The organism is Stenotrophomonas sp. NPDC077461 (genome assembly GCF_049545475.1).
Taxonomy (GTDB): domain Bacteria; phylum Pseudomonadota; class Gammaproteobacteria; order Xanthomonadales; family Xanthomonadaceae; genus Stenotrophomonas; species Stenotrophomonas nematodicola.
Genome location: NZ_JBMWDO010000005.1, coordinates 102,095 through 123,362 on the forward strand (window position 1 = coordinate 102,095; position 21,268 = coordinate 123,362).

Annotated in this window: 21 protein-coding genes; 9 read left to right on the plus strand and 12 right to left on the minus strand. The window is 67.9% G+C overall.

Going from position 1 to position 21,268, the window contains the following annotated elements:
- Positions 1-135 precede the first annotated feature (135 nt).
- Positions 136-777: an NAD-dependent dehydratase gene (locus ACPEH8_RS10730; RefSeq protein ID WP_017355149.1), complete on the plus strand. Its 642-nt coding sequence runs from the start codon at positions 136-138 to the stop codon at positions 775-777.
- 96 nt (positions 778-873) lie between these two features.
- Here ACPEH8_RS10730 and ACPEH8_RS10735 read toward each other — a convergent pair whose 3' ends face one another.
- Genes ACPEH8_RS10735 through pdhA form a run of 4 tightly spaced genes read right to left on the minus strand, consistent with a single transcriptional unit; the run spans position 874 to position 4,735 of the window.
- Positions 874-2,238 carry a dihydrolipoamide acetyltransferase family protein gene (locus tag ACPEH8_RS10735; protein WP_423666732.1) on the minus strand — a complete coding sequence of 455 codons (1,365 nt, stop codon included), beginning with the start codon at positions 2,236-2,238 and terminating at the stop codon, positions 874-876.
- Positions 2,235-2,588 (minus strand): SH3 domain-containing protein, encoded by a 354-nt coding sequence (locus tag ACPEH8_RS10740; protein ID WP_136004635.1) that lies wholly within the window; start codon positions 2,586-2,588, stop codon positions 2,235-2,237. The genes ACPEH8_RS10735 and ACPEH8_RS10740 overlap by 4 nt, the downstream gene beginning before the upstream one ends.
- Before the next feature lies 1 nt (position 2,589).
- Positions 2,590-3,660: an alpha-ketoacid dehydrogenase subunit beta gene (locus ACPEH8_RS10745; RefSeq protein ID WP_136004633.1), complete on the minus strand. Its 1,071-nt coding sequence runs from the start codon at positions 3,658-3,660 to the stop codon at positions 2,590-2,592.
- On the minus strand, positions 3,653-4,735 hold the full coding sequence (pdhA, locus tag ACPEH8_RS10750; protein WP_017354863.1) for a pyruvate dehydrogenase (acetyl-transferring) E1 component subunit alpha: 1,083 nt from the start codon (positions 4,733-4,735) through the stop codon (positions 3,653-3,655). The genes ACPEH8_RS10745 and pdhA overlap by 8 nt, the downstream gene beginning before the upstream one ends.
- Positions 4,736-5,058: 323 nt before the next feature.
- Here pdhA and ACPEH8_RS10755 point away from each other — a divergent pair, with 323 nt between their 5' ends.
- The 4 genes from ACPEH8_RS10755 to ACPEH8_RS10770 all read left to right on the plus strand — a co-directional run bounded on the left by ACPEH8_RS10755 (position 5,059) and on the right by ACPEH8_RS10770 (position 9,585).
- On the plus strand, positions 5,059-5,937 hold the full coding sequence (locus ACPEH8_RS10755; RefSeq protein WP_017354862.1) for a tryptophan 2,3-dioxygenase: 879 nt from the start codon (positions 5,059-5,061) through the stop codon (positions 5,935-5,937).
- Positions 5,938-6,179: 242 nt separating this feature from the next.
- Positions 6,180-7,682: a peptide MFS transporter gene (locus ACPEH8_RS10760; protein WP_017354861.1), complete on the plus strand. Its 1,503-nt coding sequence runs from the start codon at positions 6,180-6,182 to the stop codon at positions 7,680-7,682.
- 8 nt (positions 7,683-7,690) lie between these two features.
- The gene (locus ACPEH8_RS10765; RefSeq protein WP_153165053.1) at positions 7,691-8,296 is read left to right on the plus strand and encodes a thioredoxin family protein; all 606 of its coding nucleotides are present in this window, start codon (positions 7,691-7,693) and stop codon (positions 8,294-8,296) included.
- A 146-nt stretch (positions 8,297-8,442) separates the two neighbouring features.
- Entirely contained in the window at positions 8,443-9,585 is a 1,143-nt protein-coding gene (locus tag ACPEH8_RS10770) for a hypothetical protein (protein ID WP_229296524.1), read from the plus strand.
- A 12-nt stretch (positions 9,586-9,597) separates the two neighbouring features.
- On the opposite strand, the gene ACPEH8_RS10775 is transcribed toward ACPEH8_RS10770, so the two are convergent.
- Complete coding sequence (locus ACPEH8_RS10775) at positions 9,598-10,089, minus strand: MarR family winged helix-turn-helix transcriptional regulator (protein WP_051008562.1); 492 nt, start codon at positions 10,087-10,089, stop codon at positions 9,598-9,600.
- 174 nt (positions 10,090-10,263) lie between these two features.
- Between ACPEH8_RS10775 and hppD the strand changes: the two genes are divergently transcribed.
- Together hppD and hmgA are read left to right on the plus strand one after the other, a co-directional pair.
- Positions 10,264-11,334: a 4-hydroxyphenylpyruvate dioxygenase gene (hppD, locus tag ACPEH8_RS10780; protein WP_423666842.1), complete on the plus strand. Its 1,071-nt coding sequence runs from the start codon at positions 10,264-10,266 to the stop codon at positions 11,332-11,334.
- A gap of 132 nt (positions 11,335-11,466) precedes the next feature.
- The gene (hmgA, locus tag ACPEH8_RS10785) at positions 11,467-12,771 is read left to right on the plus strand and encodes a homogentisate 1,2-dioxygenase (RefSeq protein WP_423666734.1); all 1,305 of its coding nucleotides are present in this window, start codon (positions 11,467-11,469) and stop codon (positions 12,769-12,771) included.
- A gap of 113 nt (positions 12,772-12,884) precedes the next feature.
- On the opposite strand, the gene ACPEH8_RS10790 is transcribed toward hmgA, so the two are convergent.
- Complete coding sequence (locus tag ACPEH8_RS10790; RefSeq protein ID WP_423666736.1) at positions 12,885-13,406, minus strand: hypothetical protein; 522 nt, start codon at positions 13,404-13,406, stop codon at positions 12,885-12,887.
- Between the two features lie 133 nt (positions 13,407-13,539).
- Here ACPEH8_RS10790 and ACPEH8_RS10795 point away from each other — a divergent pair, with 133 nt between their 5' ends.
- Entirely contained in the window at positions 13,540-14,106 is a 567-nt protein-coding gene (locus ACPEH8_RS10795) for a hypothetical protein (RefSeq protein ID WP_136004627.1), read from the plus strand.
- Between the two features lie 51 nt (positions 14,107-14,157).
- Positions 14,158-15,114, plus strand: a complete 957-nt coding sequence (locus tag ACPEH8_RS10800; RefSeq protein ID WP_136004625.1) for a sodium:calcium antiporter — start codon at positions 14,158-14,160, stop codon at positions 15,112-15,114.
- Between the two features lie 32 nt (positions 15,115-15,146).
- Here ACPEH8_RS10800 and ACPEH8_RS10805 read toward each other — a convergent pair whose 3' ends face one another.
- From ACPEH8_RS10805 to ACPEH8_RS10830, 6 genes are read right to left on the minus strand one after another with little or no spacing between them, the layout of a single operon-like run.
- Positions 15,147-15,524 (minus strand): Na+/H+ antiporter subunit G, encoded by a 378-nt coding sequence (locus ACPEH8_RS10805; protein WP_017354522.1) that lies wholly within the window; start codon positions 15,522-15,524, stop codon positions 15,147-15,149.
- The gene (locus tag ACPEH8_RS10810; RefSeq protein WP_017354523.1) at positions 15,521-15,805 is read right to left on the minus strand and encodes a K+/H+ antiporter subunit F; all 285 of its coding nucleotides are present in this window, start codon (positions 15,803-15,805) and stop codon (positions 15,521-15,523) included. The genes ACPEH8_RS10805 and ACPEH8_RS10810 overlap by 4 nt, the downstream gene beginning before the upstream one ends.
- Positions 15,802-16,308, minus strand: a complete 507-nt coding sequence (locus ACPEH8_RS10815) for a Na+/H+ antiporter subunit E (protein ID WP_153165051.1) — start codon at positions 16,306-16,308, stop codon at positions 15,802-15,804. The genes ACPEH8_RS10810 and ACPEH8_RS10815 overlap by 4 nt, the downstream gene beginning before the upstream one ends.
- Positions 16,305-17,840: a monovalent cation/H+ antiporter subunit D gene (locus ACPEH8_RS10820; RefSeq protein ID WP_017354525.1), complete on the minus strand. Its 1,536-nt coding sequence runs from the start codon at positions 17,838-17,840 to the stop codon at positions 16,305-16,307. The genes ACPEH8_RS10815 and ACPEH8_RS10820 overlap by 4 nt, the downstream gene beginning before the upstream one ends.
- Positions 17,837-18,226 (minus strand): Na+/H+ antiporter subunit C, encoded by a 390-nt coding sequence (locus ACPEH8_RS10825; protein ID WP_017354526.1) that lies wholly within the window; start codon positions 18,224-18,226, stop codon positions 17,837-17,839. Before ACPEH8_RS10825 ends, ACPEH8_RS10820 begins: the two co-directional genes overlap by 4 nt.
- Positions 18,226-21,054, minus strand: a complete 2,829-nt coding sequence (locus tag ACPEH8_RS10830; RefSeq protein ID WP_153165050.1) for a monovalent cation/H+ antiporter subunit A — start codon at positions 21,052-21,054, stop codon at positions 18,226-18,228. The genes ACPEH8_RS10825 and ACPEH8_RS10830 overlap by 1 nt, the downstream gene beginning before the upstream one ends.
- Positions 21,055-21,268: the final 214 nt, after the last annotated feature.

Here is a 21,268-nt window from a genome sequence, read left to right on the forward strand (position 1 = left end):
GGCGGGTTTCCGGCGCACGGGCCGGGCGGGTGGGAGGTTGGAACAGTATCGGCGCCGGGAACGCCGGCTTGAACCCACGGACCGGGCACGGCCGGTATGCCACGATGGTAGGCAATCGGAAAGCAGGAGCGTGCGATGAAGGTGATGCTGGCAGGGGCGACCGGGCTGGTCGGCGGGCAGGTCCTGCTGCAGTTGCTGGACGATGCGCGCTGCGATGCGGTGGTAGCGCCCACGCGCCGTCCGCTGGAGCAGAGCGACCCGGTCCTGGTCAATCCGGTGGTCGATTTCGAGCGGCTGCCCGTCGACGCGGACTGGTGGGCGGTGGATGCGGTGATCTGCGCGCTGGGCACCACCATCAAGCAGGCCGGGAGCCGCGAGGCATTCGCCCGCGTCGACCACGACTATCCGCTGCAGGTGGCCACCCTGGCGCAGGCGCATGGCGCCCATGCCTTTGTGTTGAATTCGGCGATGGGCGCCGACGCAGGCTCGCGGTTCTTCTACAACCGGGTCAAAGGCCGGCTGGAACAGGACCTGCGCGGCCTGGGATATCCGTCGCTGACGCTGGTGCGCCCAGGGTTGATCGGGGGCGAGCGCGCCGAGCGGAGGGCCGGCGAACACCTGGCCAGCATCGTGCTGGGCGCACTGGGCCCGGTCCTGCCGCGAGGCTGGCGGATCAACCCGGCGCACACCATCGCCGGAGAAATGCTGGAGGCGGCGCTGTCGCCGCGTCCGGGCGTCCACGTCATCGACTCGGCGCGGCTGGCGCCGCGCCGGTAGTGTCGGGCCGGGCTGACGCGATGAAAAAAAAAGCCGGGCAATGCCCGGCTTCTTCGTGGTACCGACCTGCGGCCGGTACCTCTTCCTACCTGTGGATCAACTGGCCAAGGCCAGGTCGTCCAGCATCGCGCGCAGGAAGCGGGCGGCTTCGCCGCCGGTGGCCGCGCGGTGGTCAAAGGTCACCGACAGCGGAATCACCTTGTGCGCTTCCACGCCACCCATCACCGGGGTCATCTGGTGGCGGGCACGGCCGGCACCGACGATGGCCACGCAGGGCGGCACGACGACCGGGGTCGCATAGCGGCCGGCGAACATGCCGAAGTTGGACAGCGAAATGGTGTAGCCACTCAGTTCGGAGGCGGCGATCGCGCGGGATTCCACCTGCTCGCGCAGGCGATTGACGCCTTCGCGGATGCCGCGTGCATCGAGCACGTCGGCATTGCGCAGCGCCGGCACGAACAGACCGTCGTCGGTGTCCACCGCGATGCCCACATCCACGTGCGCGTGCAACGTGCGGGTCAGGGCGTCGCCGTCGAACCAGGCGTTGAGCGCCGGCACCTTCTGGCAGCCCACCACGATCGCACGGACCAGGCGCGCGGTGACGTCGTTGCCCGGCACCCAGGCATGGATGTCGGCGTCGTCGTTCAACGTGGTCGGGACGACCTTGCTGTGCGCGTCGGCCATCACCCGCGCCATGTTGCGGCGCACGCCCTTGAGCTGTTCCGGCTGGCCCTTGGCGACAACGCCCGGCGGCTGGGTGCGCATCGGCTTGCCTGCCGCGGACAGCGGGGCGCGGGCCTCGCTCTGGCGGGCCACCGGTGCAGCGGCGGCAATCGGCGCGGCGGCGACCGGGGCCGGTGCGGCACCGACCTTGGCGCTGCCGTCGGCAGCAGCCTGCTTCACGTCGGCCATCGTCACCGCGCCATCGGCGCCGGTGGCGCGCACGCGGCTCAGGTCCACGCCAAGCTTGCGGGCGGTGGCGCGCACGGCCGGCACGGCCTTGACCCCGCCCACGGCCAGTGCCTGTTCGGCATGCACGGCGTTGGAGCTCTGCATCGCACCGACCACGGTGCCGGCGTCATCACGCTCGGCGGCGGGCTTGGCGTCTTCCACCGCTGCCGCTGCCGGGATCGGCGGCGGAGTCGGGGCGGCGGCAGGTGCGGCATGCCCGTGGCTGTGGCCGGTGTCCTGGCCATCGGCGCGCTGCGGCAGGTTCGGGTCCAGCTGGAACTGCGCCAGCACGCTGCCGGTGGGGATGATGTCGCCCGCGCCGCCGGCCAGCTTCAGCACCGTGCCGGAGAACGGCGAGGGCACTTCGACGACGGCCTTGGCGGTCTCCATCGAGACCAGCGGCTCGTCCAGCTTGATCACATCGCCTTCCTTGACGAACCACTCGACGATGGTGGCGTCGGGCAGGCCTTCGCCGAGGTCGGGCAGGTGGAAATTCTTGTTCTCACTCATGTGCAGTTCTCTTCCAGCAGTTCGAGATCGCGGGCCGGCAGCCAGCCCGTCGCGCCGTTCGCGCGTTCGGACCACCACCAGCCACCGTGTTCGTGATGCAGTTTGACCAGTTCGCCGCTGTCCACGTCCAGTTCGCGGGCGTCGTAGTCGCGCAGAGCCTCTGCGCGACCATCATCCAGCCGCTGCAACCATGCCACCGGTGCCCACCCGGCACGCCCGTCATCGGTGCGTACCCAGGCGAACGCCGGCCATTCCTCGTCGCGGACGCCCAGTTCGACGATCTGGCCGGCGCGGAACCGGAGCGGGTTGGGATACTGGCTGCGGTACGGGCCTAGGAGGCGGGCCCGCATGTCAGCCCGCCGCAACCGCGCGTTTGGCCGCGCTCACGATCCGGTCCACGCTCGGCAGGTACTTCATTTCCAGGCGGAACAGCGGAATGTGGGTGTCATAACCGGTGACGCGTTCGACCGGTGCCAGCAGGTCGTACAGCGATTCCTCGGCCAGGCGCGCGGCGATTTCCGCGCCGAAGCCCGCCGTCTTCGGCGCTTCCTGCACGATCACGCAGCGGCCGGTCTTGGCCACCGATTCGGCGATGGTGGCAAAGTCCAGCGGACGCAGCGTGGCCACGTCGATCACTTCGGCGCTGATGCCTTCGCCGGCCAGTTTGTCGGCCGCTTCCAGCGCTTCCTTGACCTGTGCGCCCCAGGTGACCAGGGTGACATCGGTACCGTCGCGCAGCACGAAGCACACGTCCAGCGGCAGGGCTTCGCCGTCATCGACGACGACTTCCTTGTACTGGCGGTAGATGCGCTTGGGCTCCATGTAGATCACCGGATCCGGTTCGCGGATCGCGGCCAGCAGCAGGCCGTAGGCGCGTTGCGGCGACGACGGCAGCACCACGCGCAGGCCCGGCACGTTGGTGAAGATCGCTTCGTTGGCTTCGCTGTGGTGCTCCGGCGCACGGATGCCGCCGCCCCACGGCACGCGCAGCACCATCGGGCAGTGGAGGCGGCCACGGGTGCGGTAACGCAGGCGTGCGGCGTGGCAGACGATATGGTCCACCATCGGGTACATGAAGCCATCGAACTGCGCTTCGGCAACCGGCTTCATGCCCTGCGCGGCCAGGCCGATGGTCAGGCCGGCGATGGTGGTTTCGTCCAGCGGGGTGTCCAGGATGCGGTCGGCGCCGAAGCGCTGCTGCAGGCCGGCGGTGGCGCGGAACACGCCGCCGTTGACGCCCACGTCCTCGCCCAGCACCAGCACCGACTTGTCGTGCTCCAGCTCCCAGGCCAGCGCCTGGGTGATGGCTTCGATGAGGGTGATCGGGGTGGTGGTCATGTTCGGTTCTCCGCGCGCGATGGCGGCGCTGTCGGCGGCATTGGTCTGCGCGCCCGAGGCGCTGGTGTGCTTGATCTCATCCATGACGCTGCTCCAGGGCGATCGCCTGTGCGCGCTGGGCCAGCAGATCCTGCGGCGGATCGGCATAGAGGAAGTCGAACATCGCTTCGACCGGCTGCACCGGGGTGTTGAGGTACAGGTTGACCTCGTCGTCCACGCGCTTGCCGCAGTCGACGGTCCACGCCGCTTCCTCTTCCTCGCTCCACACACCGGCATTGATGAGGTACTTGCGCAGGCGCAGCATCGGCTCGCGCTGCCAGGCATCCTTCACCTCGGCGTCGTCGCGATAGCGGCGCGCGTCATCGGCGGTGGTGTGGTCGGACAGGCGGTAGGTCATCAGTTCCAGCACGGTGCCACCGTCGCCGGCCAGCGCGCGCTCGCGCGCCTGCAGCATGGCCGCCATCACCGCGATCAGGTCGTTGCCGTCCACCTGCAGGCAGTGCAGGCCACCGGCCAGACCCTTCTGTGCCAGCGTTTCGGCACCGGTCTGGGCCGAACGCGGGACCGAGATGGCCCAGCCGTTGTTGACGATGCACAGGATCAGCGGCAGCTTGTAGGCGCCGGCCGAATTCAGTGCGGCGTAGAAGTCGGTCTTGGAGCTGCCGCCGTCGCCGCATACGGCCACCGCGATCTGCTTCTCGTTGTTGAGCTTGAACTTCAGCGCAGCGCCGGCGGCATGCAGGCACTGGGTGGAAATCGGCACGCAGAACGGGAAGTCCCTGGCGGCATTGCCACCGTAGTCGTTGCCACGCTCGTCGCCGCCCCAGTACATGAGGACGTCGCGCGGGCGCACGCCACGCATGAACATGGCGCCGTACTCGCGGTAGGACGGCGCGAACACGTCGTCCTTCTGCATCGACGCGCCGATGCCCACGTGTGCCGCTTCGTGGCCCAGGCAGGCCGCGTAGGTGCCCAGCTTGCCGGTGCGCTGCAGTGCGATCGACTTGCCGTCGAACACGCGCACGAACAGCATCTGCTTGAACATCGGCAGCAGGGCGCGCGGATCGCGCAGGGCTTCGGGCAGGTCATCGCGGACGAGCGTGCCGTCCGTGTCCAGGTACTGCAGGTATTCGATCTTGAACTCAGCGGCAACCGTCATTGCGTACTGCACCTTCGACAGGAAGTTACAAATGATATGAATTGCCATGTTAAGGAAGGCGTACGAAAAAGCCGTCCTGCGGCGCAGCAAGTGTCCCGGTGGACAGCGCCCCGGTATACCGCAGACAGGTGACGCAATGCCAATGACTACAACGTATTCAGTTGCCGGAACCGGGCATGAGCGGCCCCCGGCAGCGCCCCCGCCAGACCGGCCTCCGCGCGCGGACCGCGCAGAAAACCGCCCCCGGACGCCGGCGTAGGGAGCCCCCCGGGCGGGCGATGCGGCGGTGCGCTACCCTTTGTCCCCCTTCTGCGGCGCCCGCCATGTCTGTCGACAAGAACCAACGCGATCTCGAAGCCGGTATCCACACCGATCTGGAGGGGCGCCTGACCTACGGCGGCTACCTGCGGCTGGACCAGCTGCTGTCGGCGCAGCAGCCGCTGTCCAACCCGCCGCACCACGACGAGATGCTGTTCATCATCCAGCATCAGACCTCCGAGCTGTGGTTGAAGCTGCTGGCCCACGAACTGCGGGCGGCGATCGGTTTCCTGCAGCGCGACGAAGTCTGGCAGTGCCGCAAGGTGCTGGCGCGCAGCAAGCAGGTGCTGCGCCAGCTGACCGAGCAGTGGTCGGTGCTGGAAACCCTGACCCCGTCCGAGTACATGGGCTTCCGCGACGTGCTGGGCCCGTCTTCGGGCTTCCAGTCGCTGCAGTACCGCTACATCGAGTTCCTGCTGGGCAACAAGAACGCGCAGATGCTGCAGGTGTTCTCGCATGACCCGGCCGGCCAGGCGCAGCTGCAGCAGGTGCTGGACGCGCCCAGCCTGTACGAGGAATTCCTGCGCTACCTGGCCCGGTTCGGCCATCCCGTACCCGCCGCCTACCAGGGCCGCGACTGGCAGCAGCCGCACGTGGCCGACGATGCGCTGCACCCGGTGTTCGAGCGGATCTACCAGAACACCGACCGTTTCTGGCGCGAGTACTCGCTGTGCGAGGATCTGGTGGACCTGGAAACCGCCTTCCAGCTGTGGCGCTTCCGCCACATGCGCACGGTGATGCGGGTGATCGGCTTCAAGCGCGGCACCGGCGGCTCCAGCGGGGTGGGCTTCCTGCGGCAGGCGCTGGAGCTGACCTTCTTCCCGGAGCTGTTCCAGGTGCGCACCACCATCCGCAACGACGATCCGATGCCGCCGGACGCCTGATCCGGCCGGGCGCCCCGGGCGCCCATTCATCATGACGCGATGATGACCGCCGGCGCGGTCGCAGGCCCCGCCGTTGCTGCGCCGACCGTCCGCCCCGGGGTCCGGAGCGTGCAAGTTCAGCGAGCGCGCGGCGAGCTGCACGAATCGGCGTGTATTTGACGTGAACGTGGTTGGTCTGGGATTCTCCCGCGCTGTTTCGCACATCGGACGTGCATGTCATCCACCGAACCCAGGAATCCCGCATGAGCGTAGACGCCGCCGCGAAATCCGTTCCCGAACCGGCGCTGCCGGAGTTCAAGACCACGCTGGGCCATCCACGCCCGTTGTGGATGCTGTTCATGACCGAATTCTGGGAGCGCTTCGCGTTCTACGGCATCCGCTGGGCGCTGGTGCTGTACATCGTCTCGCAGTTCTTCCAGGGCGACGCGGCCGGCCAGGCGGCCGCCAGCCGTACCTACGGCGCCTACCTGGCGCTGGTCTATGCCGCTGCGATCTTCGGTGGCTACGTCGCCGACCGGGTGCTGGGCTACCAGCGGTCGATCCTGACCGGCGCGGTGATCATGGCCGCCGGCCTGTTCATGGTCGCCATGCCCAACAAGGAGATCTTCGAACTGGGTCTGGCCACGATCATCATCGGCAACGGCCTGTTCAAGCCCAACATCTCCACGATGGTCGGCAAGCTTTACGGCCTGAAGGATGAGCGCCGCGATTCGGGCTTCACCATCTTCTACATGGGCATCAACATCGGCGCGATGATCGCCCCCGTGCTGACCCAGTACCTGGCCGAAGCGGTCTTCGGTACCCAGGCGATGCCGTCCTACAAGATGGTCTTCATCGCGTCGGGCATCGGCATGCTGATCAGCCTGGCATGGTTCTACGTCGGCCGTGCCGGCCTGAAGGGCATCGGCGCTCCGCCGGCAGGTGCCGAAGGGTTCGGCCGCATCATCATGGTGCTGGTCGGCTCGATCGTGGCCATCCCGGTCGCCTACTTCCTGCTCTCCACCGGCGCCACCGCGCTGGCCTGGATCCTCGGCGTGATGTTCGTGGCGCTGGGCGTGCTGCTGCTGGTCGAGGGCATCCGTGAGGGCAAGGTGCAGCGCGACCGCGTGATCGCGATGCTGATCATCTTCATCTTCAACGTGATGTTCTGGATGTTCTTCGAGCAGGCCGGCAGCTCCTTCACCTTCCTGGCCGACAACATCGTCAACCGCAACCTGGGCGGCTGGACCTTCCCGACCGCGTGGTTCCAGTCGGTCAACTCGGTGGCCATCATCACCCTGGCCCCGATCATCGCCTGGATCTGGATCAAGCTGGGCCGTGCCAATCCGTCGATTCCGCGCAAATTCGGCCTGGGCCTGCTGTTCAACGGCGCTGCCTTCGCCCTGCTGATGCTCGCGCTGTCGACGATGGTGGTGGACGGCAAGATCCCGTTCTGGACGCTGTTCATGGTCTACGTCATCCAGTCCGTGGGCGAGCTGTGCCTGTCGCCGATCGGCCTGTCGATGGTGACCAAGCTGGCCCCGGTGCGCCTGGTCGGCTTCGGCATGGGTGGCTGGTTCCTGTCCACCGGCATCGGCAACAACCTGTCGGGCATCTTTGCCGGCGTGGTCAGTGGCGAAGGCGGCATGACCGTCGAGTCGGCGCTGAAGGGCTACACCTTCGGCTTCTGGGCATTGATCGGCTCCGGCGCGGTGCTGTTCCTGATCGCCCCGCTGATCAACAAGCTGATGCACGGCGTCAAGTGAGGTCCGCGATGCGTACGACCCTGTGGTGGTCCCCGATGATCCTGGTCGGCCTGCTGGCCGCCTGTTCGCCATCGGCGCCCACTGCCGCGCCTGCGCAGCCGCTGGATACCTCCGAGCAGAAGCCACCGGTCGCCGATCCCGGCGAGCCGGTGGCCTCGGGCAACACCCCGGCCGCCGCGGATATCGCCGCGGTCGCCGCGCTCAACGCGCAGTTCGACCCGGGCCGCGATCCGGTCGCGGACCTGGCCACGGCCAAGGTCGAAGCCCAGCGCGGCGGCAAGCGCATCGTGCTGGACGTGGGCGGGGAGTGGTGCTCCTGGTGCCACCTGATGGACGCCTTCATCGAGGGCGATGCGGAGATCCGCAGCTTCCGCGATGCCCACTTCGTGTGGATGAAGGTCAACTACAGCGAAGACAACGAGAACACGGCGTTCCTGTCGCAGTTCCCGGCGATCAAGGGCTATCCGCACCTGTTCGTGCTCGACGCGGACGGCACGCTGCTGCACTCGCAGTTCACCGGCGAGCTGGAGGCCGACAAGGGCCAGCCGAAGGGCTATGACCGCACGCGGTTCTTCGCCTTCATGAAGGACTGGGCGCCGCCGAAGGCGCCATGATCGACAAGGCCGCGGATTCCGCGGCCTTTTTTGTTGCCGGTGGCGCGTCGCCTGCTGCCGGCCCTACAGGTTTCAGCCGGGCTGCCGTTACCTCCAAGGACGACATGCCGCGCAGTTCGTGGCGCGCACCCAACGGATTGAAACGCATGCAGCCGGGCACCAGCGACAGCAGTTCCGATATCTCCCTCGACGGACCGGCCGGCGTGAGCCTGCCGCCTGTCGATGTCCTGCTCGACGATCACGGCACGCTGGACACCCCGGACGCCGAGGCCGATACCCCTGCGCCCGGTGCGATACGTTACCGCCTGCCGCTGGTCGCGGTGCCCGACAATGTGCTGCTCAAAGCCGCGGTGCAGAAGCTGGTGGAGCAGAAGGCCCAGCTCGATGCGCTGGCCCGCAACCCGGCGCTGGCCGGGCTGCTGCCGGCCGAGTGGCTGGGCAGCGGGCTGCGCGCGGTCGATCTGCAGGGCTTCGTGCTCTCGGTGCTGCCGTTTCTGCACAACGCGGCCAAGGCCGAGACCGCACCGGCGCGGCTGCCGCTCAAGCACGTGCTGGGCGACGCCGGGCGCTGGGACCGCGACGATGTGGCCGAGCCCAAGTCGCTGGCGTTCTTCCTGGCCAGCGACGACCGCGCCAGTGCGGGCGTGAAGGATCCGGCGGAGGCCTACCTGGTCGGGGCGCTGGGGTTGGCGTGGGTCCACGAAGGACGCACCCGGCCAGGCTTCCTGCGCCAGATGGGCTACGACAGCATGGCGGCGCGGGTCAGCATGCTGGCCTACCCCGAACCGGGGCAGATGGCGCTGTACAGCGTGACCGCCCACGGTGTCAGCCAGATCTGGTGCGTGCTGGACCGGCGCAAGTTGCGGCCGCTGCTGGCGCCCTGGATCAGCGTGCCGCTGCTGACCGCCTACGGCGTGGCCGCACCCGTCGCCTGGCCCACGTCGTTCCCGGCGGTGGACGAAGTGGCGCAGATGCTGGCCACGGCACGCACCGGCAAGGGGCCGGTGGAAGTGGACCTGGGCAAGGTCGCGGCCAAGATCGCGCAGGACGCCTCGGCGGAAACCTGGATGCCGGTCAGCCTGCTGCAGGTGGGCACCTGGGCACCGCGCTGGCGTTACTTCATGGCCACCTTCATCGGCCTGCCCTCGCTGCTGCTGGTGGTGGCCGCCCTGGCGCTTCCCGGCGCCATCGAAGCGGCGGCGGTCGCCGCCTCACTCGGCTTCGCTGGCGGCGCCATCGGGGCACTGGCGGCCCCGTGGGTGCATGCGCGCCGCAAGCACCTGAGCTAGCAGAGCCCGGCTCTACCCTTCGTCCATGCGCTGCAGGCCTTCCCCGGCCAGGCGCAGGATCAGCGTTTCCAGCATCTGCTCCTCCTCCTCGCTGAGCACGGACATCAGCTTGCGGGTGATCTCGATCACCAGCGGCGCGATGGTCTCGTAGACCTCGAACCCGGCCGCCGACAGCGCCAGCACCGAACGACGGCGGTCGTCGCCGTGGGTTTCACGCTTGATGAAGCCCCGTTCGAGCAGTCTGGCCACGGCGCGGCTGACGGCCACCTTGTCCATCGCGGTGCGATCGGACACCTCGCTCGCCGACGACCCCGGGTACAGGGCCAGGATGGTGATGACCCGCCATTCCGGGATCGCCAGACCATACCGGTCCCCATACAGCTTGGCGATGTTGCCGCTGACCCGGTTGGACAGCACGCTGAGCCGATACGGCAGAAACTGCTCCAGATCGAGCAGGGCGTGCGAGGCGCGGATGCTGTGGCTGGTGGGATCGGGCGGGCTCATGCTGCGGTGCACCTTGATGGTGGTTTCATGTGAAACTATAAACCTTCAGTCCGGACTCCGCATTCTCGCGGGTCTGCCTTCCTCCCGCACCTGGTTTTTTCCGATGCGGACTTGCTTTGGAGCCACATCATGAGCAGCCAACTGAGCACCGCGTCCCACGCACCCAACCCGGGCATGCAGGTCACCACCTTCGAAAACCCGATGGGCATCGACGGTTTCGAGTTCGTCGAATTCGCCGCACCGGCCGGCCGTGGCGCCGAACTGCACGCCTATTTCCGCAAGATGGGCTTCTCCGCGGTGCTGCGCCACAAGCAGCGCGCGATCACCGTCTACCGCCAGGGCGACGTCAACTTCCTGGTCAACGAGGAGCCGGATTCGTTCGCTGCCGACTTCGCCGAGAAGCATGGCCCGTGCGCCTGCGGCTTCGCCATCCGCTTCCAGAAGCCGGGCGAGGAGGTGTTCCAGATGGCGCTTGGCAATGGTGCCGAGGCGATCGACTTCAAGCCGGAGACCAAGGCGGTGCCGGCACCGGTGATCAAGGGCATCGGCGACTGCATGCTGTATCTGGTGGATCGCTACGGCGCCAACGGCAGCATCTTCGATACCGACTACGCGCCGATCGACGGTGCCGAGCAGCGTCCGGTCGGGTTCGGCCTGACCTTCATCGACCACCTGACCCACAACCTGTATTTCGGCAACATGCAGCAGTGGTCGGACTACTACGAGCGCCTGTTCAACTTCCGCGAGATCCGCTACTTCGACATCAAGGGCCTCAAGACCGGCCTGGTGTCCAAGGCGATGACCGCGCCGGACGGCATTGTGCGCATTCCGCTCAACGAATCCTCCGATCCGAAGAGCCAGATCAACGAGTACCTCGATGCCTACAAGGGCGAGGGCATCCAGCACATCGCCTGCTTCACCGAGAACATCTACGAGACCGTCGAAGCGATGCGCGCGCAGGGCGTGGAGTTCCTCGATACGCCGGAGACCTACTTCGACGTGATCGACATGCGCGTGCCCGGTCATGGCGAAGACGTGGCGCGCCTGGCCAAAAACAAGATCCTGATCGACGCCGATCCGGAAACCAAGCAGCGCAAACTGCTGCAGATCTTCACCACCAACTGCATCGGTCCGATCTTCTTCGAGATCATCCAGCGCAAGGGCAACGAAGGCTTCGGCGAAGGCAACTTCACCGCGCTGTTCGAGAGCATCGAGCGCGACCAGATGAAGCGCGGCGTACTGTAACGTGGCACGGGGCGACCCGGTCGCCCCACCGCCGCCGCACCGGGCAGCCGAGCGCGTCGCAACGCGCCGGGCTGCCGACGTGCACGAATGAACATACCGCCGGGAGCCGCCCGGCACCATGAGAGCCCGACCATGTTCACCTCCATCGCATCACGCGGCTACCAGACCGGCTTCGGCAACGAGTTCGCCAGCGAAGCGGTACCCGGCGCCTTGCCGGTCGGGCGCAACTCGCCGCAGCGGGTTGCGCACGGCCTGTATGCCGAGCAGTTGTCCGGTACGGCCTTTACCGCGCCCCGTGGCAGCAACCGTCGCAGCTGGGTCTACCGGATCCGCCCGGCGGTGACCCACGGCGAGTTCACCGCCTACGCACAGCCGCATCTGCACAGCGACTTCGCCCACGGTGCGGTCTCGCCCAACCAGCTGCGCTGGAACCCGCTGCCGCTGCCGACCACGCCCACCGACTTCATCGACGGCCTGTACACGATGGGGGGCAACGGCGCGCCGGATGCGCATCACGGCGTGGGCATCCACCTGTACGCGGCCAATGCGGACATGCAGGGCCGCTACTTCTACAACGCCGACGGCGAGCTGCTGATCGTGCCGGAGCTCGGCAGCCTGCGCCTGCTCACCGAACTGGGCGTGATCGAGATCGAGCCGCAGCAGATCGCGGTGATGCCGCGCGGCGTCCGCTTCCGGGTCGAGCTGCCCGACGGGCAGGCACGCGGCTATATCTGCGAGAACTTCGGCGCGCTGCTGAAGCTGCCCGACCTGGGGCCGATCGGTTCCAACGGCCTGGCCAACCCGCGCGATTTTGAAACTCCGCATGCCGCCTTTGAAGACATCGACGGGGCGTTCGAGCTGATCGCCAAGTTCGGCGGACAGCTGTGGCGCGCGGACATCGATCATTCGCCGCTGGATGTGGTCGCCTGGCACGGCAACTACGCCCCGTACCGCTACGACCTGCGCCGCTTCAACACGATCGGTTCGATCAGCCATGACCATCCGGACCCGTCGATCTTCCTGGTGCTGCATTCGCCCAGCGACACGCCCGGGACCAGCAACATGGACTTCGCGATCTTTCCGCCGCGCTGGCTGGTGGCCCAGGACACCTTCCGCCCGCCGTGGTTCCACCGCAACATCGCCAGTGAATTCATGGGCCTGATCCACGGTGCCTACGATGCCAAGGCCGAAGGCTTCGTGCCGGGTGGTGCATCGCTGCACAACTGCATGAGCGGCCACGGCCCGGATGCGGCCACCTTCGACAAGGCCTCGGCAGCGGACCTGAGCAGGCCGGACGTGATCAAGGACACGATGGCCTTCATGTTCGAGACCCGTGGGGTGATCCGCCCCACCGCGCAGGCAATGGACGCTGCGCACCGGCAGCGCGACTATCAGCACTGCTGGCAGGGGTTGAAGGCCAACTTCCCCCGGCAGTAACCGCACGCGCCTCCACGCCGGTGTACGGCGTGGAGGCCCAATGAAGCCCGCGCCGCGCAGGCGACGGTCATGCGTTCCTAGCGTTTCTCGCCTTCCGCGACGGCATCGCGGGGTTACGCCAGACTGTGCTCGAAGCCGCCCGCGTGCGCCGCCGGCAGTACTTCCAGCAGGCGCTGCCGCACCCGTTCGGCGTAGCCGGGCGAGGTCAGTGCCGGTAGCGCCTGAAGAGCGCCGTGCAGCCCCTCGATCACGCCTTCATCGCTGCGTGCCTGCTGCAGGGCGTGGAACAGCGCTGCCGCGCGTGGATGACGCTGCAGTTCCAGAATGCCTAGCAGATAGATGCGCGCGGCCACCAGCGAGCGACGGCGCTCGACCGGGGCTGCCGCCCCGGTGCCGCGCGGCGCGGCGTTGGTGGAAGCCGGCACCGGTGCAGCCACCGCAGGTGTGGAGACCAGGTACCCGGCCTGGATCAGCTGGATCACCATCGCCGCTGCCTCTGCGCCGACCAGGGCGGTCAGCTGCGGCAGGTCGCGCTGGCCGTCGCACAGGATCAGCAGGCGGCGCTGGCGCATGTCCAGGGGCGCACGGTGGGCCTGCAGGGCGGTGCGGGCGAGGTCGGTCTTGCGCGGTTGCATGGGCGAGGGGGTCGATGCGGTGCAGGCCGAGCCTGAACGCGGCAGGTGAAACGGCGATGACAGCCCTGCGCCCGCATGCAGCCACTGCACGGCGATCGCGCTAGGCTGCCCGACATCGACCGGAGGACACCGCATGAAGCAGCTGGGAAGCGTTCTGGCCCTGGGCCTGGTACTGGCCGTGGGGGCCTGCGGGCGAACCGCGGATTCCACCCCCACCAGCCCCATCGCTGCACCGGCGGCCGTGCCTGCCCCCGCGGCCGGGCCGGCGCGCCTTGACGGCTACGGCCCGGTGAGCCTGGACAGCACGCTGGACCAGGTGCGTACGGCCTGGAAGGAACCCCTGGACGGCGCGGTCCCCGATGACTACTGCCACTCGCTGCGGCCACAGGGCGCGCAGGCCGACGACGTGGTGTTCATGATCGAGGGCCGGCGCCTGGTCCGCTACGACGTGCACAACGACCGTATCGTCGCTCCGGGGGGTGGCAAAGTCGGGATGTCGCTGGGCGAGTTGCAGACGCTCTATCCGGACCGCGGCGACGTCACCCCGCACAAGTACGACGAGCAGGGCCACAACCTGCGCGTGCGCCCGGCCACCGAGGGCGGCGCGCTGATCAACTTCGAAATCGACCGCAACGGCACCGTCACCGACTGGCGGGTGGGGCTGCCGCCGCAGGTCGATTACGTGGAAGGCTGCCTGTAGGCCCGCCGTGGCTCTAGAATCGGCCCACGCCTGCCACCGGGGGATTTACCGATGATCGCTGCTGCCACATGGTTCGTACTGGGTCTGGTGCTGCTCGCGCTGGGCGGCGATTCGATCGTCAAGGCGGCCTCCGGGCTGGCGCAGCGCTTCGGCGCCTCGCCGTTCGTGGCCGGGTTGCTGCTGGTCGCCTTCGGCACCTCGCTGCCCGAACTGGTGGTCAACGCACGCGCGTTCGTGGTCGGTGCCGAGGCGCTGGCGCTGGGCAACGCCGTGGGCAGCAACATCGTCAACGTCGGCCTGACCCTGGGCATGGCCGCCCTCGCGGCGCCGCTGCTGGTGCGTGCACGGCTGCTCTCGCCGCTGCTGGTGCTGCTGGCGGTCTCCAGCCTGGCCCTGATCGTGTTCGGGCTGGATGGCGTGATCGCACGCTGGGAAGGCGCGGTGCTGCTGCTGGGCTTCGTGGCGGTGCTGGTATTTGTGCTGCGCCGCGCGCCGCACGAGTCCGAGCCTGTCCGCGAGGCGATTGCCGGCTACGCGATGACCCGTACCGGCCTGTTTCTCAACGTGCTGCGCGTGGTGTTCGCGGTGGTCTGCCTGTACTACGGCGCGCGCTGGATCGTGCAGGCGGCGCCGGTGTTCGGCGCGGGCCTGGGCTGGTCGCCGTTGCTGGTTGGCCTGCTGCCGGTCGCCATCGGCACCGCGCTGCCGGAAGTTGCCGCCGCCATTGCGGCCGCGCGCCGCGGGCAGGGCGACATGGTGCTGGGCCACGTCATCGGCTCGAGCCTGTTCAACCTGCTGGTGGTGGTGGGCGGCATGGCCGCGCTGCGACCACTGGCACTGCCCGAGTCGTTCGTGAAGCTGGAGCTGCCGGCGGCGATCGCCTTCGTGCTGGTGCTGTACCCGATGCTGCGCGGCGACCTGACCATCAGCCGCCGCGAAGGCGGCGTGCTGCTGGTGGCGTTCCTGGGCTGGGTCGCGTTGGAGCTGGCCCTGGCCACCGCGGGCTGACAGCGCGCGGCCACGGCCCTTTCACTGCGGTGTCAGGGGGTCTCGTCGCGGCGTGGTTCCGGCGGCGGCAGCGCTTCTTCCTTGGCCGTTTCATCGCCCGGGAGGGTGGGGCGCTTTTCCATCATCAGCGACAACGCGGCCTTGGCCATCATGTGCGCGCTGATCGGCGCGGTGATGAACAGGAACACGGTGATCAGCAGCTCGCGCGGCTGCGGGTCTTCGCCAAGGAAGATGTGGTAACACACCGAACCGACCAGCACGCAGCCCACGCCCAGCGTGCTGGCCTTGGTGGGGGCATGCAGACGCTTGAAGAAACTCGACAGTTTCACCAGGCCCAGCGCGCCGACCAGGATGAAGAAGCAGCCGAACAGCAGCAGGAGCGACAGCACGATCTGGATGAAGGTGATCATTCGACGATGTCCCGGCGCAGCACGAACTTGCTCAGCACCACCGTGCTGCCGAACCCGAGCATGGCAATGATCAGCGCCGCTTCGAAGTACACCGCCGAATTGAGGTACATGCCGAACAGCATCAGCTCGGCGATCGCCGTCACCGACAGGGTGTCCAGCGCGAGGATGCGATCAGGCACGGTCGGGCCGCGCAGCAGGCGCCAGGTGGCCAGCAGCATGGCCACGCCGACCACGTGCATGCACACCACCATCGTGGTCTGGATGAACATGTATCCGGTCATGGGAAAATCTCCATCAGCGGGGCTTCGTAGCGGGTCTTGATCTGCCGGATCAGCGCGTCCGGGTCGTCCAGGTGCAGTACATGCACCAGCAGGTAGCGGCGGTCGTCCGACAGCGCGGCCGAGACGGTGCCGGGAGTCAGCGTGATCATGCTGGTCAGCGCGGCGATGCCGTGGATGTTGGCGATGTCCAGCGGCAGCCAGATGAAGCCGGGGTGGATGCGTCGCTCCGGCCCCAGCACCTGGATCGCCACGCGGATGTTGGAGACCAGGATGTCCCACAGGGTCACCATCACCAGCTTTGGCAGCGGCCGCAGCGACCCGATGCGGGCGAACTCGCGGTCCAGCCGCGCCGCGAACAGCGGCACCACCAGACCCAGGAACATGCCGAGCACGAACTGGCCCACGGTGAAGCTGTCGGACATCAGCAGCCAGAACGCCACCACCATCATGCTCAGCGAGGGCGAGGGCAGCACGCGCTTGTACAGCGAAGGACGGGCGCTCATGGCTGGCGGATCTCCGGCGGGGTCGCGCGCAGGCCGTTCACATACTCCTGCGGCTGAAGCAGTTGGGTCGCCATCGCGTCGGTGTGCTGCATCAGCGGGCCGGCGAACAGGCTCATCGCGATGCCGTAGCTCAACAGCAGGGCCGCGGCGATGAGTTCGACGGTACGGGTGGGCGCCTTGCGCGCGGGCGGCGCGCCGTCCTCGGCTGCCGGCACGCGCCAGAACAGGCGGATACCGGCGCGGGTCAGACCGACGATCACCATCAGGCTGCTGCCCAGCACTGCCGTCCACACCACGCCGGTGTAGGCGGGGGGCATGCCGGCCAGCAGCGCGGCCTTGGCCAGGAAGCCGGACAGTGGCGGCAGGCCGGCCACGGCCACCGCGCCGATCAGGAACAGCACCGCCGGGGTCTGCTTGCCCGGCATTGGCGCGATGATCTCCTTGCGGTCGCTGGCGCCGCCTCGACGGCGTCGGATCAGGTCCGCCACCAGGAACAGTGCTGCGGCGACGAAGGTGCTGTGCGGCAGGTAGTACAACCCGGCCGACAGCACCTGCGGGGTGCGCACGGCGAAGGCGATGAACAGCGTGGCCGCCGACACCACCACCAGGTAGGAGACCAGCACCCGCAACCGTGCCGCTGCCATCACGCCCAGTCCGCCGAGGACCAGGGTGGCCACGCCGGCCCACAGCAGCCAGTCGCTGCCGTAGCCGGCCATCGCGCCGGCATCGTCGCCGAACCACAGCGTGCTCACCCGCAGCACCGCATACAGCCCAACCTTGGTCATGATCGCAAACAGCGCCGCCACTGCGGCCGGCGCGCGCGCATAGGCCTCGGGCAGCCACAGGTACAGCGGCATCAGTGCGGCCTTGCTGCAGAACACCAGCAGCAGCAGGCCCATCGTGGCCTTGACCAGCAGCAGGTGCGAAGGGGGCACCTCGGCGATGCGCTGGGACAGCTCGGCCATGTTGAGCGAGCCGAGCGAGGCGTACAGCAGGCCCAGCGCGATCAGGAACAGGGTCGAGGCGGTGACGTTGAACACCACATAGTGCAGGCCGATGCGCATGCGCAGGCCGCGCCCGCCACTGAGCAGCAGGCCGTACGAGGCGATCAGCATCACCTCGAAAAACACGAACAGATTGAAGATGTCGCCGGTCAGGAAGGCGCCGTTGAGGCCGACCAGCTGGAACTGGAACAGCGCGTGGAAGTGCGGCGCGCGACGGTCCCAGCCCGAGCAGGCGTGCATCAGGCAGGGAATGGCCAGCAGCAGTGTGGTGACCAGCATCCACGCCGACAGGCGGTCGGCGACCAGCGCGATACCCAGCCGTGAGGGCCAGTCGCCGAGCAGGTACACCGCGATGCTGCCATCGGCGGTCTGTGCGAACAGCAGTGCGACCGCCGCTGCCAGTGCCGTCAGCGTGATCCATGCCACGCTGCGCTGGACCTTGGGCCCGAAGCGGCGGTGCTCCACGAACAGCGAGCAGGCCGCGCCGAACAGGGGAATCAGGATCGGCAGGATCACCGCATGGTTCATGCGTCACCCTCCCGGCCAGACGCGGTATCGGTCGGCCCGCTGTCGGCGTCGTCTTCGTGCGCATCGACGTGGTCGCTATGGTTGTCGCTGCGGCTGCGCATGGCCAGCACGATGCTGACGGCGGTCATCGCGAAGGCGATCACGATCGCGGTCAACACCAGCGCCTGCGGCAGCGGATCGGTGTAGTTGCCCAGATCGCTGTCGATGCCCTCGCGCAGCACCGGCGCCTTGCCCGTGACCAGGCGTCCACCGGCGAAGATCAGCAGGTTGGTGGCGTAGGAGAGGAAGGTCATGCCGAGGATGACGTCGAAGCTGCGCGCACGCAGCAGCAGGTAAATGCCGATCGCGGCCAACACACCGATCGCGCTTGCCAGGGCCAGTTCCATCAGTGCATCTCCCCGGTTTTTGCCGAACGACGGTTGGGATCGATCTCGCCCTTGCGGGCGCTGCGGGTGCGTGACGGCTTGATGGTGCCCATCATCGACAGCATCAGCATCGCCCCGCCGAACACCACCAGGTACACGCCGGTATCGAACCCGATCGCGCTGGCCAGCGGCACCTCGCCGATCAGCGGGAGGTGCAGGTCCAGGTGGCCGCTGGTCAGGAACGGCACGCCGAACAGCATCGATGCGCTGCCGCTGATGATGGCGATCAGCAGGCCGGCACCGATGCAGCGGATGTAGTCGAAGCCGAAGCGCGATTCCACCGACGCGGTGCCCTGGATCACGTACTGGATCAGCAGCGGCACGGCCAGCACCAGGCCGGCGATGAAGCCGCCCCCCGGCGCGTTGTGGCCGCGCAGGAACAGGAAGATTGAGACGGTCATGGTCAGCGGGAACATGATCTGGGCCAGATCGGCCGGCACCGGCAGTTTCATCGGCGGCCCGGGCATGATCTGCTCCGGGGCCATCCGCGAACGCCGCAGCATCGCGTGCACCACCAGCGCAGCGATGCCGAACACGGTGATCTCGCCGAAGGTATCGAAACCGCGGAAGTCCACCAGGATCACGTTGACCACATTCTGGCCGTACGCTTCCGGCAGAGCGCGGGCGAGCAGCTCGCCGGCCATCGTATTGGGCGGCAGGGTCATCGCCGTATAGGCCAGCGCCGCCAGGCCGCCGCCACCGAGCACCGCGATCAGCACGTCTCGACCCTTGCGCCAGCGCGAGCGCTCCCGTGGCGACTGCGCCGGCAGGTAGTTCATGCCCAGCAGCATCAGCACCAGCGTGACCATCTCCACCAGCAGCTGGGTCAGGGCCAGGTCGGGGGCGGACAGGAACACGAAGGTGAGCGACACGATCAGGCCCACGCCACCCAGCAGCAGCACCGCCAGCAGGCGCTGGCGGTACTTGGACAACGCGCCGAACGCGCAGGCCATCATCACCAGCCACAGCCCCCAGCCGAGCAGCGGCAGCGGCTGCGGCGAGGGCCAGTTGGGCGAGACCGGCGTGGCCACGAACGGGGCCGCCGCGACGATGATCGCCACCACCACCAGCCCCAGCAGCATGCGCTGCAGGCTGCCGTTGGCCAGTGCCTGGGTCAGCCGATGGGCGAAGCCGAACACCAGGTCCAGCTGTTTGTGGAACAGATTGCGGCCGGTGGCGCGGGTGACCACCGCATGCAGATTGATCAGGCGGCGCAGGCCGAAATACAGGGCAATGCCGCCCAGCACGCCAACCGCGCTCATCGCCAGCGGCAGATTGAAGCCGTGCCATACCGACAGGCTGTAAGCCGGCATCGCCGGGCCGAGGATGGACGAGGCGGCGGCATGCAGCACCGGTGCGATGGTGATGGCGGGGGCGACGCCGACCGCCACACACACCACCACCAGAATCTCCACAGGCACCTTCATCCAGCGCGGCGGCTCGTGCGGCACGCGGTCCAGATCGTGCGGGCCCTTGCCGAAGAAGGTGTCGTGCACGAAGCGCAGGCTGTAGGCCACGCCGAACACGCCGGCCAGCAGGGCGGCGACCGACATGGCGATGCGCATCGCTTCCGGCCCCTCCGTGGTCAGCGCTTCGGCGAACAGCATTTCCTTGGACAGGAAGCCGTTGAGCAGCGGAATGCCGGCCATTGCCAGCGAGGCGATGATCGCCAGCGCGCTGGTGAAGGGCATCAGCCGACGCAGCCCACCGAGCTTGCGCATGTCGCGCGTGCCGGTTTCGTGGTCGATGATGCCGGCAGCCATGAACAGCGAGGCCTTGAAGGTGGCGTGGTTGAGGATGTGGAACACGCCGGCGACCACCGCCATCGGGGCGGAGAGCCCGAACAGCATCGTGATCAGGCCCAGGTGGGAGATCGTCGAGTAGGCCAGCAGGCCCTTCAGGTCGTGCTGGAAGATCGCATTCCACGCGCCGATCAGCAGGGTGATCGCGCCGATGCCGCTGACCGTATAGAAGAACAGGTCGGTGCCGGACAGGGCCGGGTGCAGCCGTGCCAGCAGGAACACGCCGGCTTTGACCATCGTGGCCGAGTGCAGGTAGGCCGACACCGGCGTCGGTGCGGCCATCGCGTGCGGCAGCCAGAAGTGGAACGGGAACTGCGCGCTCTTGGTGAAGATGCCCGCCAGCACCAGGAACAGGGCGTAGGGATACAGCGCACTGGCGCGGATCGCATCGCCGGCGGCCAGCACCGCGTCCAGCTCGAAGCTGCCCACGATGCGGCCGATCAGCAGCACGCCGCCGAGCAGGGCCAGGCCGCCGCCGCCGGTCACCACCAGCGCCATCCGCGCGCCCTCGCGGGCATCCTGGCGGTGCGACCAGAAGCCGATCAGCAGGAACGAGCTGATGCTGGTCATTTCCCAGAACACCATCAGCAGCAGCAGGTTGCCCGACAGCACCATGCCCAGCATGGCGCCCATGAACAGCAGCAGGTAGCAGTAGAAGCGGTGGGCGCTGTCGCGGGCGCTGAGGTAGTAGTGGGCGTACATCACCACCAGTGCGCCGATGGCCAGGACCAGGCCGGCGAACATCCACGCCAGGCCGTCCAGCCGCAGCGAGAATGCCAGCCCGATCTGCGGCAGCCACTGCCCGAAACTGCGGACGACCCCGCCGCCCAGGATGTCGGGGGTCAGGGTGGCCAGCAGCGCCAACCCACCCAATGGAGCGGCCGCGGCCAACCAGGCGGCCGTGGAGCGGGAGGTGCGTCGGAATGAAGCGACCGCCACGGCCATCAGGAAGGGCAGGGCGAGCAGCAGGAGCAGACTGGGATTCATGCAGGGAATGCGGGATTCACGAGCAGGTCGTTCAGTCTAACAGGCAGGCAATTGTCGCCGATACTCCCGAATACGCATCGAACTGCATGTAACGTGCGCTGATTCATTTTTTCAGCCTCGTCAGTGGGTCCATCCGGGAGCGTCGCGGGCCGTATGGAACCGATGGAGCGGCTTTGCCGAACGTGGCCGGTCGCAGGGGGTGCCGAGCGGGTTC